General features: G+C 69.4%; 15 protein-coding genes. 5 read left to right on the top strand and 10 right to left on the bottom strand.

Annotated elements, in window-relative coordinates; translation table 11 throughout:
* Positions 1-58 precede the first annotated feature (58 nt).
* Positions 59-769, top strand: coding sequence for an LppX_LprAFG lipoprotein (locus ACWDUN_RS04795; protein WP_449925248.1), 711 nt, complete (start codon positions 59-61; stop codon positions 767-769).
* On the top strand, positions 769-2,349 hold the full coding sequence (locus tag ACWDUN_RS04790) for an MFS transporter (protein WP_449925245.1): 1,581 nt from the start codon (positions 769-771) through the stop codon (positions 2,347-2,349). The genes ACWDUN_RS04795 and ACWDUN_RS04790 overlap by 1 nt, the downstream gene beginning before the upstream one ends.
* A gap of 37 nt (positions 2,350-2,386) precedes the next feature.
* Here the strand turns inward: ACWDUN_RS04790 and ACWDUN_RS04785 are convergent, their stop codons facing one another.
* The 10 genes from ACWDUN_RS04785 to ACWDUN_RS04740 all read right to left on the bottom strand — a co-directional run bounded on the left by ACWDUN_RS04785 (position 2,387) and on the right by ACWDUN_RS04740 (position 12,859).
* On the bottom strand, positions 2,387-3,256 hold the full coding sequence (locus ACWDUN_RS04785; protein WP_449925241.1) for a sugar phosphate isomerase/epimerase family protein: 870 nt from the start codon (positions 3,254-3,256) through the stop codon (positions 2,387-2,389).
* A 152-nt stretch (positions 3,257-3,408) separates the two neighbouring features.
* On the bottom strand, positions 3,409-3,558 hold the full coding sequence (locus ACWDUN_RS04780) for a hypothetical protein (RefSeq protein WP_449925240.1): 150 nt from the start codon (positions 3,556-3,558) through the stop codon (positions 3,409-3,411).
* A 176-nt stretch (positions 3,559-3,734) separates the two neighbouring features.
* Positions 3,735-4,736, bottom strand: a complete 1,002-nt coding sequence (ribD, locus tag ACWDUN_RS04775; protein WP_449925237.1) for a bifunctional diaminohydroxyphosphoribosylaminopyrimidine deaminase/5-amino-6-(5-phosphoribosylamino)uracil reductase RibD — start codon at positions 4,734-4,736, stop codon at positions 3,735-3,737.
* A complete protein-coding gene (gene rpe / locus ACWDUN_RS04770) occupies positions 4,733-5,410 on the bottom strand; it encodes a ribulose-phosphate 3-epimerase (protein WP_449925235.1) in 678 nt (225 codons plus the stop codon). The genes ribD and rpe overlap by 4 nt, the downstream gene beginning before the upstream one ends.
* A gap of 5 nt (positions 5,411-5,415) precedes the next feature.
* Positions 5,416-6,879, bottom strand: a complete 1,464-nt coding sequence (locus ACWDUN_RS04765) for an RsmB/NOP family class I SAM-dependent RNA methyltransferase (protein ID WP_449925232.1) — start codon at positions 6,877-6,879, stop codon at positions 5,416-5,418.
* Positions 6,834-7,760, bottom strand: a complete 927-nt coding sequence (gene fmt / locus ACWDUN_RS04760) for a methionyl-tRNA formyltransferase (RefSeq protein WP_449925229.1) — start codon at positions 7,758-7,760, stop codon at positions 6,834-6,836. The genes ACWDUN_RS04765 and fmt overlap by 46 nt, the downstream gene beginning before the upstream one ends.
* A 25-nt stretch (positions 7,761-7,785) precedes the next feature.
* On the bottom strand, positions 7,786-8,322 hold the full coding sequence (locus ACWDUN_RS04755; RefSeq protein WP_449925226.1) for a LemA family protein: 537 nt from the start codon (positions 8,320-8,322) through the stop codon (positions 7,786-7,788).
* Positions 8,316-10,130, bottom strand: a complete 1,815-nt coding sequence (locus ACWDUN_RS04750; RefSeq protein WP_449925223.1) for a DUF2207 domain-containing protein — start codon at positions 10,128-10,130, stop codon at positions 8,316-8,318. Before ACWDUN_RS04750 ends, ACWDUN_RS04755 begins: the two co-directional genes overlap by 7 nt.
* A 24-nt stretch (positions 10,131-10,154) precedes the next feature.
* Positions 10,155-12,101 carry a primosomal protein N' gene (locus tag ACWDUN_RS04745; RefSeq protein WP_449926276.1) on the bottom strand — a complete coding sequence of 649 codons (1,947 nt, stop codon included), beginning with the start codon at positions 12,099-12,101 and terminating at the stop codon, positions 10,155-10,157.
* A 50-nt stretch (positions 12,102-12,151) separates the two neighbouring features.
* Positions 12,152-12,859: a lysoplasmalogenase gene (locus ACWDUN_RS04740; RefSeq protein WP_449925220.1), complete on the bottom strand. Its 708-nt coding sequence runs from the start codon at positions 12,857-12,859 to the stop codon at positions 12,152-12,154.
* Between ACWDUN_RS04740 and ACWDUN_RS04735 the strand changes: the two genes are divergently transcribed.
* Genes ACWDUN_RS04735 through ACWDUN_RS04725 form a run of 3 tightly spaced genes read left to right on the top strand, consistent with a single transcriptional unit; the run spans position 12,858 to position 16,233 of the window.
* A complete protein-coding gene (locus ACWDUN_RS04735; RefSeq protein WP_449925217.1) occupies positions 12,858-13,796 on the top strand; it encodes an alpha/beta hydrolase in 939 nt (312 codons plus the stop codon). The two genes, ACWDUN_RS04740 and ACWDUN_RS04735, sit on opposite strands and share 2 nt — an antisense overlap.
* Positions 13,793-14,749: an alpha/beta hydrolase gene (locus ACWDUN_RS04730; protein ID WP_449925215.1), complete on the top strand. Its 957-nt coding sequence runs from the start codon at positions 13,793-13,795 to the stop codon at positions 14,747-14,749. The genes ACWDUN_RS04735 and ACWDUN_RS04730 overlap by 4 nt, the downstream gene beginning before the upstream one ends.
* A gap of 11 nt (positions 14,750-14,760) precedes the next feature.
* Positions 14,761-16,233 (top strand): flavin-containing monooxygenase, encoded by a 1,473-nt coding sequence (locus tag ACWDUN_RS04725; RefSeq protein WP_449925212.1) that lies wholly within the window; start codon positions 14,761-14,763, stop codon positions 16,231-16,233.
* Positions 16,234-16,252: the final 19 nt, after the last annotated feature.

Genomic DNA, 16,252 nt, shown 5'->3' with positions numbered 1-16,252 from the left:
GGCTAGTGCGGCACACGTAGCGCGGGCCCATCCAGGGCGCTCCACTACGATGCAGATCATGCAGACGCGCCCCCGTGCAGTCCGAGTCCTTCTTCCTGTTCTTGCCGCGATCATGGCTCTCGCGTTCGTCGGCTGCTCATCGTCGAAGACCGATGACGCACCACTCCCCGACGCCGCCACCTTGCTGACCGAATCGGCAGCCACCACCCGCAGCCAGCAGAGCGTGCACCTGGAACTCACCGTCGGTGGTGAGATCAAGGAACTGCCGATCGCGACGCTGAGCGGTGACCTGACCAATGCGCCCGCCGTCGCCGCGCAGGGCAGCGCCGACCTCATCTTCCTGGGCCAAAAGCTGACCGATGTCGGCTTCGTCGTCGTCGACGGTGATCTCTACGGCGCCATCACCAAGGGCGGCAACATGCAGAACTTCGGTCCCGCCGCCGACATCTACGACATCTCGGCGATCCTGAATCCCGACAACGGACTGGCCAATGTGCTCTCCAGCATCACCGAGCCCAAGACCGAGGGTCGCGAGGCGATCGGCGGCTCGGACGCCGTCAAGATCACCGGAACGGTCAGCGCCGAGGCGATCAACAAGATCGCCCCGCAGCTGAACGCCACTGCCCCCGCCCCGGCCACGGCCTGGATCCGTGAGGACGGCGACCACGAGCTCGCCCAGGTGATGATCGAGCCGTCCCCCGGCAACACCATCACGATGACGCTGTCGGACTGGGGCAAGGAAGTCACCGTCACGAAGCCCGCCACCTGATGTCGGCGGCCACCAGCCACCGGGCAGGCAGCTCGGCGGGCAGCAACCGCCGCCTGGCCATCAGCGCGAGTGGCCTCGCCGTCACCCTGGGTGCACTCGACACCTATGTGGTGATCACGATCATCACCGACATCATGCGCGATGTCGGTATCCCGATAAATCAGATCCAGCAGGTCACCCCGATCGTGACGAGTTACCTGCTGGGCTATATCGCCGCCATGCCGCTGCTCGGCAAGGCATCCGACCGGTTCGGCCGCAAGTTCATCCTGCAGGCGGGCCTGCTCGGTTTCATGATCGGATCGGTGGTCACCGCGCTGGCCGGCGACCTGACCACCATGGTCATCGGCCGCACCATATTGGGCGTGGCCAGTGGCGCGCTGTTGCCCGTCACCCTGGCACTGGCAGCCGACCTGTGGTCCGAGCGCGGCCGCGCCACCGTGCTCGGCGGTATCGGGGCGGCACAGGAACTCGGCAGTGTGCTGGGTCCGCTGTACGGCATCGCCGTCATCTGGGCACTGAACACCTGGCGCGACATCTTCTGGATCAACATCCCGCTGGCCGCGGCCGCGATGGTCATGATCCATTTCAGCGTGGCGCCCCGCGACAAGAGCCAACCGCAGCAGAAGGTGGATGTCGTCGGCGGTCTGCTACTGGCCATCGCGCTCGGTGCCGCCGTGGTCGGCCTGTACAACCCGTCGCCCGACGGACAGAACCTGCTGCCCAGCTACGGCATCCCATTGCTGATCGTCGCGGTGGTGACGATGGTCGGTTTCTTCGTCTGGGAGAAACGGGCCACCACCCGACTGCTGGAACCCGCCGGGGTGCGATTCCGCCCCTTCCTGGCCGCCCTGGCCGCATCGTTGTGCGCCGGAGCGGCGCTCATGGTGACGCTGGTGAACATCGAGCTGTTCGGGCAGGGCGTGCTCGGCATGGACAAGAACGAAGCCGTCGTCCTGCTGCTGCGCTTCCTGATCGCGCTGCCGATCGGCGCACTGCTCGGCGGCTTCCTGGCCACCCGGCTCGGCGACCGGCCGATCGCCGTCGTCGGCCTGCTGATCGCCGCCGCCGGCTACTGGCTGATCTCGCACTGGGGCGTGGACGTGCTGTCGGCCCGGCACGACTTCGGGCTGTTCACCCTGCCCACCTTCGACACCGATCTGGCACTGGCCGGCTTCGGCCTGGGACTGGTCATCGGACCCCTGACGTCGGCGGCCCTGCGGGTGGTCCCGGCTGCCGAACACGGAATCGCCTCGGCGGCAGTCGTCGTCGCCCGGATGATCGGCATGCTGATCGGCATGGCCGCGCTGTCGGCCTGGGGCCTGTACCGCTTCAACCAGATTCTCGCGACGCTGCCGGTCGTCAACACCACCAACATGATGGAAGCGGCCAATCAGCTGTTGGAGAACACCCGGACCGCGTACACCATGCAGTACGGCGAGATCTTCGCGATCACGTCGGTGGTGTGCCTGGTCGGTGCGGTGGCGGCCCTGCTGATCAGCAGTCGCACCGACAACAGCGGTCATGACGACGAAATCACCGCTGCCGCAACGAAGAGCGGCGACAGCGCGTCGCACGCCTAGCGTCCGATCGACCGGCGCTCGACGAGACGCCGGTCGATCAGGCGGTGCGAAACAGCGGTGACCAGTCGCGGTCGTCGGCGGCCGCCAGCACCGCACGTGCCGCCCGCGCGGCGGCGGCGGCACGCACCGCGGCCGGCGCGTCTACCTGCAGCGGCGCCTCCACACTGATCGGGACACCGGTCGGCAGGGCACGCAGCATGGCGATCAGATCGATGCCGCCGGCGCCCGGCAGCAACCGCGCACAGCGCCCCTGGAACATCATCTCGGCGACGCCGACGGGCCGTTGCGCGGGCGCATCGCAGATCTGCGCGTACCTGATCCAATTGTCCGGCAGCGCCGCCAGTTCCGACGGCGTACCGAGCGCGCGGTCGTAGTGGATGGCGTCGATCAGCAGACCGACACCGGCCGGGCAGTGGGCCACGATCGCAGCGCCCTGGCGAAGATCCTTCACCTCGGTCCAGGGCATCGGTTCCAGGCTCGGCGTCAGACCGAAATCCGCGGCAAGCAAAGCCAACTCGGACATGTTGTCGATGGTCCGGGCGTGGTCGGGATCGTTGCCCGTCACCAGGATCTCGGTCGCCCCGAGGAAGGCGCCGGTCTCCAGGAACGCCTCGAAATCCGGGCGCACGGCGGTCTCCGGGCGCAACCGCAGGACCTCGATGTCCAACAACCGCAAGCCCGAATCATCAAGGCGGCGTTTGGTTTCCCTGATCAACGGGGTCATGCCGATGGTGGGCCGCAGCGGCTCTTCGTCGGTGGCCCGGATGAGCCGGAGCCCGACGGCGTCATAACCGGCGTCGGCCGCACAGCTGACCAGTTGGGCCGGGTCCAGCTCGAGCACCGTCAACGGCGCCAGCGAAAGCAGACGTCCTTCGCGGGGCCCCTGGGTCCGTGTCAACGCGCTCATCACCATCTCCTTGCCGACCCACCATTTACACACCGAACAAGCGATACGCCAGACATCATCGCGGATCGGCATGCGAATTTGGGCGCTACCTTTTACGCCCTCGGCATTTCGGAAGGGTGAGTTACGACACCTGTAGCTGCGGTTTCAGCAAATCAGCAGCGTTCGACGCCCGGCCGCATGATCTTCGGGGCGCGCCGGTATTCCACGGGGGTCGTCCCCACCCGCAGCAGGTCGAAGACGAACGACTTCATGGTCTGGGGATTCATCGGGCCGGTACTGAGCCAGTCCTGCAGAGCAGTCATGCTCACGTCCTTTACTAGTGCTCATCACGCGCTACTCGTCGGTGAAGGGCGCTTTGCCTGAACTCTACCGGCGCACCGGAGCCACCGCCGGACCACGACACCCCGCACCGCTGCCTGACCTGCCAGTTCGGCTGACGTCACAGCAATCCACGAATGTGGTTGCAGTCACATCGAAATCAGTTGGGGATGAGGCTCAGACGCACATCGGGTCCGATCGGCTCGATACCGTCGAATCGCCATCGCTGCGCACCGGCGATGTTGAGTACCCCGACATCGTCGACCGCGGTGATCGGCCCGCCCAACAGGATGGGCGCGACATACGCCAGTATCCGATCGATCACGCCGGCGCGCAGGAAAGCACCCGCGAGGGTCGGCCCACCCTCCAGCAGCACCGCCGTGCGGTCCGACAGCGCCTTGATCACCTCGTGCGGATCGTGGGTCCGGATCACCATCGTCCGGGAGTCCTCGTTGAGAACGTTTGCTTCCGGCGAGATCTCGCGCTCCCCCACCACCACGCGCAGGGGTTGACGCTCGGCCAGGGTCCCATCGGGCAGCCGCGCGGTCAGCGTCGGGTCGTCGAAGAACACGGTTCCGGTGCCGACCACGATGGCCTCCACCACGCCGCGATACCGGTGCACATCGGCTCGTGCGGCATCACTGGTGATCCACTGGCTGCTGCCATCGGCCGCGGCGCTTCGGCCGTCGACGCTGGTCGCGAACTTCCAGGTGACATGCGGCAGACCGGTGCGCTGCTTGTGCAGCCACTCGCGCAACGGTCCACCACCCACGGCGGCGGCGAGCTCTCCGGACTGCACCTCGACACCGGACTCGCGCAGGCGTGCCGAACCACCGGCGGCGACCGGGTTCGGGTCCTCGACGGCGTAGACGACCCGCGCCAGACCCGCCGCCAGCAGCGCGTCCACACACGGTGGGGTTCGCCCGTGGTGATTGCACGGCTCCAGCGTCACCACCGCGGTGCCACCGCGGGCCAGTTCCCCGGCCCGCCGCAACGCGACCACCTCGGCGTGAGCGCCACCCGTCGGCTCGGTGGCACCGACACCGACCACCTCGCCGCCCTCGTCGAGGATCACCGCACCGACCGGTGGATTCGGGTAGGTGGCTCCCTTGACCCGCTCGGATTGTTCGATGGCCAGCCGCATCGCGGCCTCGAAGCTCATAGCGTCAGGTGACGTGAGGCGGCGCCGGCCTGCCGGCGCAGCCGTTGCACCGCTTCGGCGGGGTCCTCGGCGCTGTAGACGGCCGATCCGGCCACGAAGCAGTCCACACCGGCTTCGGCCGCGGCCTCGATGGTGTCGGCGTTGATACCGCCGTCGATCTCCACCACGATGGTCAGCTCGCCGGAGTCGACCAGGCGGCGCACGGTCTCGACCTTGCCGAGCACCTCGGGGATGAACTTCTGTCCCCCGAAGCCGGGCTCCACCGACATCACCAGCAGCGTGTCGAATTCGCGCAGAATCTCCAGGTAGGGATCCAGCGGCGTGCCGGGCTTCACCGAGAGCCCGGCCTTGGCGCCGGCGGCCCGGATATCGCGGGCCACGCCGACGGGGTTGTCGGTGGCCTCGGCATGGAACGTGACGTTGTAGGCGCCGGCCTCGGCGTACGGCGGTGCCCACCGCTCGGGCTGGTCGATCATCAGATGGCAGTCCATCGGGATGTCGGTGACCTTGAGCAGGCTCTCCACCACCGGCAGACCCAACGTCAGGTTCGGCACGAAGTGGTTGTCCATCACGTCCACATGCAGCCAGTCGGCGCCGGCGACGGCGGCGACCTCATCGGAGAGCCGCGCGAAGTCCGCGGACAGGATGGACGGTGCGATGAGCGGGGCAGGCATGGCGGCTAGCGTACTTTGAGCGCGGCGGCGAACATCGCGTCGGTGCCGTGCCGGTGCGGCCACAGCTGCACATACGGGCCGTCACCGAGATCGTCGACATCGGGGAAGAACTCCCGGGTATCCAGCGCCGTCACCGGGTGGCGCCGCAGCGCGTCGGCGACGACGCCGACCGTCTCGGCCAGATGCGGCGAACACGTCGCGTACAGCACGACCCCACCGGGGCGGGTCAGCGCGATCGCCGAGGCCAGCAGCTCACGTTGCAGTCGGCCCAGCGCGGGCACGTCACCGGGCTGACGACGCCAGCGCGCCTCCGGCCTGCGGCGCAGGGCGCCCAGTCCGGTGCAGGGTGCATCGACCAGAACCCGGTCGAAACCACCGTCGAGACCGGTGTCGCGGCCGTCCACCCGTAACACCTGCACCGGCAGCCCAGCGGTGTTCTGCTCCACGAAATCGGCGCGGTGCTCAGCCGGTTCGACTGCGGTGACCCGTGCGCCCTGCGGCGCCAGTGCGGCGATCAGCGCGGTCTTACCACCCGGACCGGAGCACAGGTCCAGCCACCGTCCAGAGTCCGCACCGTCGAGGACGGCCAGTGTCAGCGCCCGCGCCACCAGCTGGGAACCCTCGTCCTGCACCAGGGCGGCACCATCGCGGACCGCCGCCAGCTCACCGGGGTCACCGCCGGGCAGATACACCGCGTACGGCGAGTAACGTCCGACGGTGCCCCCGGCCTGCTCGGCCAGTTCGGCGGCCGTCAGGACACCCGGGCGGGCCACCAGGTGCACCACGGGCCGATCATCATCGCTGGCCAGCAGCGCGCCCAGCTCACCGGCCCGCGCCCCCAGGGCGTCCACGAAGGCCTGGGCCACCCAGCGCGGGTGCGCATGCACGAACGCCGCGTGCCCGACGGGATCGGTGGCGGCCGGCGGGGCCAGCTCGGCCATCCACGCCTGCTCGTCCCGGCTTGCGATCTTGCGCAGCACGCCGTTGACGAAACCTGCTCGTACCGAATCGAATTCGATACCCGCCTGTTCCACCGTGGTGTCCACCGCGGCGTGGTCATCCACCCGCATCCGCAGCAGTTGGTAGGCGCCCAGCCGCAGCAGATCCAGCAACACCGGGTCGATACGGTCGATCGGCCGGCCCGCCGCAGCGCTGATCACGGCGTCGAGCAGTCCCCGGGTTCGGCAGGCCCCATAGGCCAGTTCGGTGGCGAAAGCCGCGTCACGGCCGGTGATCCCGCGTTCGCGCAGCAGCGCCGGCAAGGTCAGGTTCGCGTAGGCATCGCGCTCGCTGACGGCGCGCAACACGTCGAAGGCGGCCCGCCGGGCGGGATCCAGCGGGGTGCGCCGCGGGCCCTTGCGCTGTGGTCCACGGTTGCCCTGACGCTGCGGCGGACGCGACCCGCGTCCGGGCCCCGGGCGGTTCACAGTGCCCGCACCGATACGTCGGGCCGGGCGCCGCGTGCCCAATCGGCGGCGTTCATCGGCTTCTTGCCCGGCGGCTGAATCCAACTGAGGCACACAGCATCCGATCCGGTGCCGATCCATACCTCACGCTTACCCACTTCGATCTCCCCGACGCCGAGTTGCTTGTCCTGTTCGGGTCGCACCGGTCCGACCTTCACCCGCATGTCACCGATCATCGTCCAGGCCCCCGGGTTCGGGGTCACCGCCCGGATCCGGCGGTCCACCGCATGCGCGGGCAGATCCCAGCGCACCCGCGCCTCCTCGACGGTGATCTTGGGCGCCACCGTGATGCCCTCGGCCGGTTGCCGCACCGGGGTCAGCGAACCGTCGGCGATACCGTCCATGGTGGCCTCCAACAATCCGGCACCCGAAACCGACAGTCGGTCAAGCAGATCCCCCGCGGTGTCGGTGGGCCGCACCGTCTCGGTGACAACGCCGAAGATGGGGCCGGAGTCCAGTTCCCGTTCGATGCGGAAGGTCGTGGCGCCGGTCACGGAATCCCCGGCGGCGATCGCGGCCTGTACCGGCGCGGCACCGCGCCAGGCCGGCAGCAAGGAGAAGTGCAGGTTCACCCAGCCGTGCGTGGGCACCGCCAACAGCTCATCACGCAACAGGGCACCGTAGGCCACCACGGCGCATGCGTCCGGGGCCAGTTCGGTGAGCTCGGCGACGAACTCGGCGCTGTTGGGGCGTTCGGGTTTGAGCACCGGGACGCCCTGCTCGGCGGCCAGCCGTGCCACCGGTGACGGTGCGGGCTTTCCGCGCCGGCCCGCCGCCGCGTCGGGCCGGGTCAGTACCGCGACGACGTCGTGGTTGTCGGACTCGAGCAGCCTGCGCAGCGAGGGCAGCGCGGGTTCCGGGGTGCCGGCGAAGATGAGGCGCACCGAGTCAGTCTAGGGACAGCACCCGTCAGCGCGGCGCCCGGTAGAACTCGCGCTCACCGACGCCGGCGATGGGCGCGACGAACATCCACGGCATGGTGGTGATCAGCCGATTCACCGTGGCGACGGCGTCGTTGTAGTACTGGCGGGCGAAGGCCAGCTTGTTTTCCGTGTCGGCCAGGTTCTGCTGCAGGTTCAAGAAGTTGTTCGACGAGTTCAGCTGCGGATGGCTCTGCCCCAGCGCCAGTACCCGCATGACCGCCGCATCGAGTTCGGACTCCGCGGCGCTGCGCTGGGCCACCGAGGCACCACCGGTGGCCGCGTCGAGCCGGGTGCGCGCCCGGCTGACATGGTTGAGCAGCGCCTGTTCGTGGCTGGCGAAGCCGCCGACGGTGTGCACCAGGCTCGGGATCAGTGCGGCCCGCCTGGTCAGCTCGACGTCGATCCCGGACAGTGCCTCCGATACCCGCACATCGGCCGATCTCAGCTTGTTGTAGCCGACGACGATGACGACCAGTACCGCCACCGCGATCAGCAACACCAGCACCAGCACCGCTCTCACCATGAGCCACCACCTCCCCCTCCGCCGCCTCCGCCGCCACCTCCACCGCTGCTACTGCTGCTGCTTGCGCCACTGCTGGAGGAGGACTGCGCTGCGGTGTAGGCGCCGATCGAGGACGACAGCGCCGATTCGAAACTGTCGAAATCCGTGCCGCCCGAACCCGACGTGACATTGCACGACGAGCTCGATGACGAGTGATACCAGTTCGGCTGGGGTGCCGCCACGCCGGTGGCGGCCTGGTACTTCTGTGCCCACAGCGCGGCGGTGCCCGCGGCGACCGCGAACGGGATGTAGGCGGTGTAGAGATCCTTGCGTGCGGCGAAGTCGAAGCGGCTCTCCGCGGAGTCGGTGGACAGCAACCGGTGGAATCCGCCGGCCTGCGACCACAGCTGACGGCCCGCCGCGGTGCGACGGGTACCCACACCGTCACCCCAGGCCGCGGCCGAGAAGAGGAAGAACGATGCAAAGGGCAACGCCCACAGCGTGATCGGGAAGCCCCACCGGAAGAATCCGCAGAACATCAGGATGGCGGCCACCGCGTTGGCGGCGCGCAGCCACATTTCCTTGCGGCGCTTGACCACCAGCCCCTCATCGATCGCCCACCTGCGCACCGCGGCGGCCATATCGGTCTTGGCCTTGTTCAGCTTCTCCCCCGACTGCACCGATCTGTGCGCCGAGAACTGCGCACCGGGGCCCATCACCTTCAACGCGGACCCGACGGCGACACTGACCGCATCGACATCGGCCCAGGCCCCCTGCGCAGCGGTGCCGGTGACGTCCCACCGGCCTTCGTCGATCTGTCGCAACTCCACGAGGCCGCGCTCGGCCAGGTAGAACAGCGTGGCGGTCAGACCGTGGCGGGGCACCGACTCGATGCGGATGTACTCGGTCTGCACCGGACCGAGTCCGGGCGGCGGCGCGTACTGAATCCCGAACCCGGGGTTCGGCTCGACGGTGGTGCGGTACCACAGCAGCGCCGCCCCAGCCGCCAGCGCCGAAATGCCCAGCAGCGTCAGCATGGTGCTCGGGGAACGGCCGAGCACCCGGTCCCAGTGATGGGTCCACGGCAGCTCGGCGCGCGGCGGAGTCGGCATGTCCACACCGGCACGCAGCGTCACCGGGGTGCGTGGCGCCAGATCGCGCGCCGACAGGGTGACGGTGCGGCCGTCGACGGTCAGGTCGTCACACGCCTCGCCGCGGCCGTACCCGACCGAGCACTGCGCGTCGGTCACCCGCTGCGGCAGGGTGACGGTGATGTCGGCGGCGTCGATTCGGTTGCTCCAGCCCGGTGCCACCACATTCCAGAAAAAGACCGTCTCGGCGGGGCCGCGACCGGTCCGGGAGCCGAAGTCTCGGTCGGCACCGGTGTTCCCAGGGTCGAGCACACCGGGTACCGCATAGCGGATCTCGAACGTGTGGGTGCCCGGGACCAGCGTCCGATCCGGGTCACCGATCTTGGCCACCCGGAATCGTTCCCGGCCCTCCCAGAGCAGCTGGTAGGACTCCGGGTCGCCGTCGAGCAGCACCGACTCGATCTCGGGCACCTGCCGCACGTGCGGGTTGTTCTGGTTGGTGATGTCCCAGTAGCGGAAGATGCCGTGCCGGTCGCTGGGGAACTCGCCGGTGATGGTCTCCACCGCGTCGACGGCGCCGTCCTCGGCGACGGTGTAGTGCGCGGTGTACTCGGTGATGCGCACCGGGTCCTCGGCGGTATCGGCCTGAGCGCCGAAGCCCGCACTGAAGATCACCGGCCACAACACGCCAAAGGCGATGAGCAGCAACGGGATCAGCATCTTGAACAGCCGCCCCATGCCCACCTCCTGTAGGAATGCTGCCTACCCTATGTGCAACGGGTCCATTTGCACACGCACCGGCTGCTGATCGTGGCGGCCGGACATCGCGTTCACCGCCCGGCGCAGCGCCGCCGCCAGTTCCAGTCCGCCGGTCCGGGGCACCCGCACCAGCATCCGGTTGACCGGGCTGTCGACGGCGATCCCGGGCGGGCGGCGTGCCCCCGGCGGCAGATCCACCGGCCCCAGCGGCTCGGCGTGCTCGGGCAGTGTGGCGGCGTCCAGCAGGGCCATCACCGCCTCCGGCGCGCCGTCGAGGACGGCCAGGTGCACCGCCGGCGGCAGGGCCACCTCGTCGCGGGCCGCCAGCTCGGCATCGGCATGACCGACCGGATCCCAGCGGATCAGCGATTGCACCGTCGGGATCGCCGATTCGGCGATGACGGCGACGGTGCCGCCGTCGGCGCGGCTGCGCACCAAGGCGGCCGCCGCCATCCAACGGCGCAGCGTGTCCTCGACGGCGCGCAGATCCTGCCGGCCCAGCAGCGCCCACGCATCCAGCAGCAGCGCCGCCCCGTAACCGCCGGGGGCCACCGGCTCCGCGCCCGGGGTGGCCACCACCACGGCGGGCTTCGCCGGCACGGTCGCGAGCACCGAATCCCCGCCGGAGGTGATGACGGTGGCCCCCGGCAGCGCCCGGCCCAGTTCCTCGGCGGTGCGCCGGGCCCCCACCACGACGGCGCGCACCGCATCCGAGCCACAGTTCGCGCACCGCAACATCAGATCGGTACGGGCACACCAGCGGCACACCGCACCGTGCGCGTCGCGTTCGGTCAGCTGCAGCGGCCCGGTGCAATGCCTGCAGCGGGCCACCGTCCGACACTTCGCGCACGCCAAAGCCGGGATGTAGCCGCGCCGGGGCACCTGCACCAGCACCGGATGTCCGGCGGCCAGCGCGGTCCGGGCCGTGCGCAGCGCCATCGACGGCAGCCGGGCGGTATGCGCCGCCGGATCGCGCTCGTGCTCGAAGGCGTCGTCGTCCAGCGCGACCACCCGCGGCGCGTGCGCGCGCACCACCGCACGGGTGGCCACCAGGTCGTGCGCCCAGCGATTGCGCACCAGCGCGTGGGCTTCCGCCGTGCGTGTGTAGCCGCCGATCATTGCGGCGCAACGCAATTGGTGCGCGCGCAACATGGCGACTTCACGTGCGTGCGGGTAGGGCGCCCGCGGTTCGGACAGTGAGTCGTCACCGTCGTCCCAGACGACGACGAAGCCCAGATCGGTGACGGGGGCGAACACCGCACTGCGGGTACCGATCACCAGCCGGGCCTGCCCGCGCAACACCGACAGCCAACGTCGATAGCGTTGTGCCGGGCCCAGCCCCGCCGACAGTGCGGCGACGCGGGAGTCGTCGACGCAGCCGATCGCCGCCGCGTGCACCGCATCCACGTCACGCTGGTCGGGCACCACGATCAGCGCGCCGCGGCCGGCGTTCACCGTCACCGCCGCGGCCTCGGCCAGCCGCAGCGGCCACTGCTCGCCGGGCAAGGCCTGCCACACCGCACGGGCGGCCCGGCCATCACGCAGCGCGGCCAGGAACTGCTCGCCGCGCCCGTACCGGTTCCAGCCGGTCCCGTCGACCGGGCGGTGCTCCAAAGGCGCCAGTTCCGGTCGGGCCTGCTTCTCGACATTGGCGTGGCGTGGTGGCACCGCCAGGCGCAGCACATCGGGCCGCGTGCCGACGTAGCGGGCCGCCACGGCGTCGGCGAGCCGCCTGATATCGGGGGTCAGCACGGGTTCGGGTGACACCACCCGGTCCAGCCAGCCGAGCTTGCCGGCATGGTCGGTGTCCGAGCGCCGCTCCAGGATGAACGCGTCGACCAGCCGACCGTGGAAGCGCACCCGGACCCGGACCCCGGGCTGCGCGTCGTCGGACTGGTCGGCCGACACCAGGTAGTCGAAATCGCGGTCCAGGTGCGGTACCGACAGCATCGGCAGCACCCGCGCGATCGGCTCGTGCTCGGCGGGGTGGCGGGTCGGGGTCACCGCTGCGGCCGGTGCCTGCCGAAGAAGAATCCGGCGGTGATCAGGAGCAGCGAGGCGGCATACGCCCACCAAATCGGGACGGCCAGCCGTTCATCACCGAGGACGAACTTGCTGATCCCGATCATCGAATCCGATACCGCGAAGCACACCGCGCCCAGCGCCGTCCACGGCGTCGGCAGTTCCGCCAGCAGCGCCGCGCACACCATGGCTCCGAGCACGGCGATGTAGACGGTGACCGGAAGCGCCATGCCCTGCGCGATCAGCGCCGGCCAGAACCACACCAGCAGCGCCGCACAGGCCAGCACCACCACACCGGCGGCGATCAGCCGGGACTGCCGGCGCGCCACCAGCGGAATCAGCGCGGCCAGGAAACACAGATGCGCCACCAGGAACGAAGCCAGCCCCAGCACGAACGACGGCTCCCACCACGGCATCGCCAGCAGATAGTCCCCTGCCGCCGACCCGACCAGGGCGGCCACCAGCCACCGCCGTTCCCGGGCGATCGGATGGCGCAGCGCGGCCAGCGCCAGCAGCACCGCGGCGGCGGCCTTGACCGCCGGTTGCAGCGCGAACTGCCCGGTCAGTTCGGCCCCGGCCGGGACCCTTAGCGCGACGATGACCAGGAAGAGGCCGTAGCCGGCGCCGGTCAACACGGCCAGGACCCACAGCAGGCGCGTCCAGCGCGCTGCGTACGGTGATGCCATGCTTGAATCCGGTACCGACAGACCCGCCTTGGACGCCATTCTGGAGAAGGTACTGGAAGCCGTGCCGTTCCAATTGACGATGGACGGCGGCCCCGACGCGGCTCGCGCGCGGTTCGCCGCATTGCCCCGCCGCGAGGTGCATCCCGAGCTGCGCGTCGAGGATCGCAGCATCGCCGGGGTGCCGGTGCGGGTGTACTGGCCGCCGACGTCGGATCCGGCCCCGCCGGTGGTGCTGTTCTTCCACGGGGGCGGCTGGGTGGTCGGCGACCTGGACAGCTATGACGGCACCGCACGCCAGCACTGTGTCGGCGCCGAGGCGGTGGTGGTGTCGGTGGATTACCGGCTGGCGCCCGAACATCCCTATCCGGCCGCGGTCGACGATGTCTGGGCGGTGACGCGGTGGGTGGCCGAGCACGCCGATGAACTGGGTGCCGACGGCACCCGGCTGGCCGTCGCGGGCGACTCGGCCGGCGGCAACCTCGCGGCGGTGGTGGCGTTGCTGGCCCGCGACGCCGGACTGCCGCTGCGCAGGCAACTGCTCTGGTATCCGGCGACCACCTGGGACACCCGCCTGCCGTCGTTCACCGAGAACGCCGATGCACCGATCCTCGGCCGCGGGGCCGTCGGGAAGTTCTCGCTGCTCTATGCCGGCGATGTCGACCTGAAGAATCCACCGGCCACGCTGGTCCCGGCCCGCGCCGAGTCGCTGGCCGGCCTGGCACCGGCCTATATCGCGGTGGCCGGATATGACCCGCTGCGCGATGACGGGGTGCGCTACGGCGAGCTGCTGACGGCGGCGGGTGTCCCGGCGCAGGTCCACAACGCCGAGACGCTGGTACACGGGTACCTCGGCTATCACGGTGTGGTCCCGGCGGCCACCGAGGCGATCGATCGTGGCCTTGCCGACCTGCGCGCCGCGTTAGCCTCGAAACCATGACCTCCACGCGTCCCGCTGTCGACCCGAATCTCAAGGCACTGCTGGATGCGGTGCCCCTGGAGTTCACCGCCGCAGACGGTGTGGAGGTGGCCCGGGAGAAATTCCGGGTCATGAAACCGCCGCCGAGCATGCTGCCGCAGTTGCGCATCGAGGAGCGCATCATCGGCCACGGCGAGCTGACCGACATCCCGGCGCGCGTGTACTGGCCGCCGGTCGACAAACACGATGATCTGCCCGTCGTCGTCTACTACCACGGGGGCGGGTGGGCGATCGGCGACCTGGACACCCACGACCACGTGGCGCGGGCACATGCCGTCGGCGCCGAGGCGATCGTGGTGTCGGTGGACTACCGCTTGGCTCCCGAACATCCCTACCCCGAGGGTGTCGAGGACGCCTGGGCGGCACTGCGCTGGGTGGGCGAACATGCCGCCGAACTCGGTGGGGACCCGAAACGCATTGCCGTGGCCGGTGATTCGGCGGGCGGGAACCTGTCCGCGGTGATGGCGCTGCGGGCCCGCGACGCCGGCGGTCCGCCCCTGGTGTTCCAGTTGCTGTGGTACCCGGTGGCCGTCGGAGACCGATCGGCACCGTCGTTCATCGAGAACGCCGACGCCTACATCCTCAACAGGGATGTCACCGACGCCTTCCTCACCTGGTATCTACCCGGGGTGGACCTCGACGATCCGGCCGGGTTGCCGACCGACGTCGCACCGGCCAATGCGGCGACGCTGGCCGGTCTGCCGCCGGCCTATATCGGGACCGCCGAACACGATCCGCTGCGTGACGACGGCGCCAAGTACGCCGAGATGCTGGGTGCGGCAGGGGTTTCGGTGCAGCACAGCAACGAACCGACCATGGTGCACGGGTACGTGAGTCTGGCCCTGGCCTCCCCCGCCGCCGCCGAGGCCACCGACCGCGGGATCGCTGCCCTGCGGGCCGCCCTCCACCCCTGAGAGTCGTTGTCATGACACCGGATCACAACACGCTGATCGTCGGAGCAGGCTTCTCCGGTATCGGCGCGGCGATCAAACTCGACGAGGCGGGCCTGCACGACTACCTGATCGTGGAGGCCGGCCCGGAGGCCGGCGGAACGTGGTTCTGGAACACCTATCCCGGTGTGGCCGTGGATATCCCGTCGTTCTCCTACCAGTTCTCCTTCGAACAGAGTCCGCACTGGTCACGCACCTATGCGCCGGGCCGTGAGTTGAAGGCCTACGCCGACCACTGCGTCGAGAAGTACGGGATCGGCTCCCGCATCCGGTTCGACACCGAGGTCACCGGCGCGCACTTCGATGCCGATGACGATGTCTGGCGCGTCGAGACCGATGGCGGCACCATCACCGCCCGGCACCTGATCAACGCCGCCGGCGTGCTCAACGTCCCGAAACCGCCCGATATCGCGGGCGTGGACAGCTTCGCGGGCACCACCGTACACACCGCCCGGTGGGACCATGACCTCGATCTGACCGGCAAGCGGGTCGCGGTCATCGGCACCGGGGCCTCGGCGGTGCAACTGATCCCCGAAATCGCCCCGATCGTCGCGCAGCTCAACGTGTTTCAGCGCACTCCGATCTGGTGCTTCCCGAAGCTCGACATGCCGCTGCCCGCGCCGGCGCGCTGGGCGATGCGGCTGCCGTTCGGCAGCTCGGTGCAGCGCGCGCTCAGCCAGACCTATGTGGAGGTCACCTTCCCGCTGACCGCGCAGTATCACTGCGTCTTCCCGCTGTCGGGCAGTGCGCGTCGACTCGGGCTGAACTATCTGCGCCGCGAGGTCGCCGATCCCGAACTGCGCGAACGCCTGACGCCGCGTTACGCCGTCGGATGCAAACGACCGGCGTTCCACAACGGCTACCTGAGCACGTTCAACCGCGACAACGTGCACCTGATCACCGAGCCGATCGACCACATCGAACCGGCGGGCGTGGTGACCGCCGACGGTGTCACCCACCAGATCGATGTGCTGGTGTTGGCCACCGGTTTCAAGGTGATGGACGTCGATTCGGGCACTTTTCCGCTGATCGGGCTGGGCGGACAGGCACTGGCCGAGTTCTGGTCGCAGCACCGGATGCAGGCCTACGAGGGCGTCAGCGTGCCCGGGTTCCCGAACTTCTTCAACATCTGCGGACCCTACGGGTACGTCGGCTCGTCCTACTTCGCGCTGATCGAGACCCAGACCCGCCACATCGTGCGGTGCCTGCAGCACGCCGACCGCGGCGGCGCCACCCGGGTGGAGGTGCGCGCCGAGGCCAACGATCGGTACTTCGACGAGATGATGCGCAAACGGCACCGGCAGATCTTCTGGCAGGACAGCTGCGCGACGGCCAACAGCTACTACTTCGACCGCAACGGTGACGTCCCGCTGCGGCCGGCCAGTACGCCGGAGGCGTACTGGCGCAGCCGCAGCTTCCCGTTGACCGATTACGAGTTCACTCGGTAGTCACCGAGAGTGACGAACT

It is taken from the genome of Mycobacterium sp. NPDC003323, from assembly GCF_053589535.1.
Note: the sequence above shows the minus strand (reverse complement) of the source record. Positions and strands in the feature narration are given on the sequence as shown.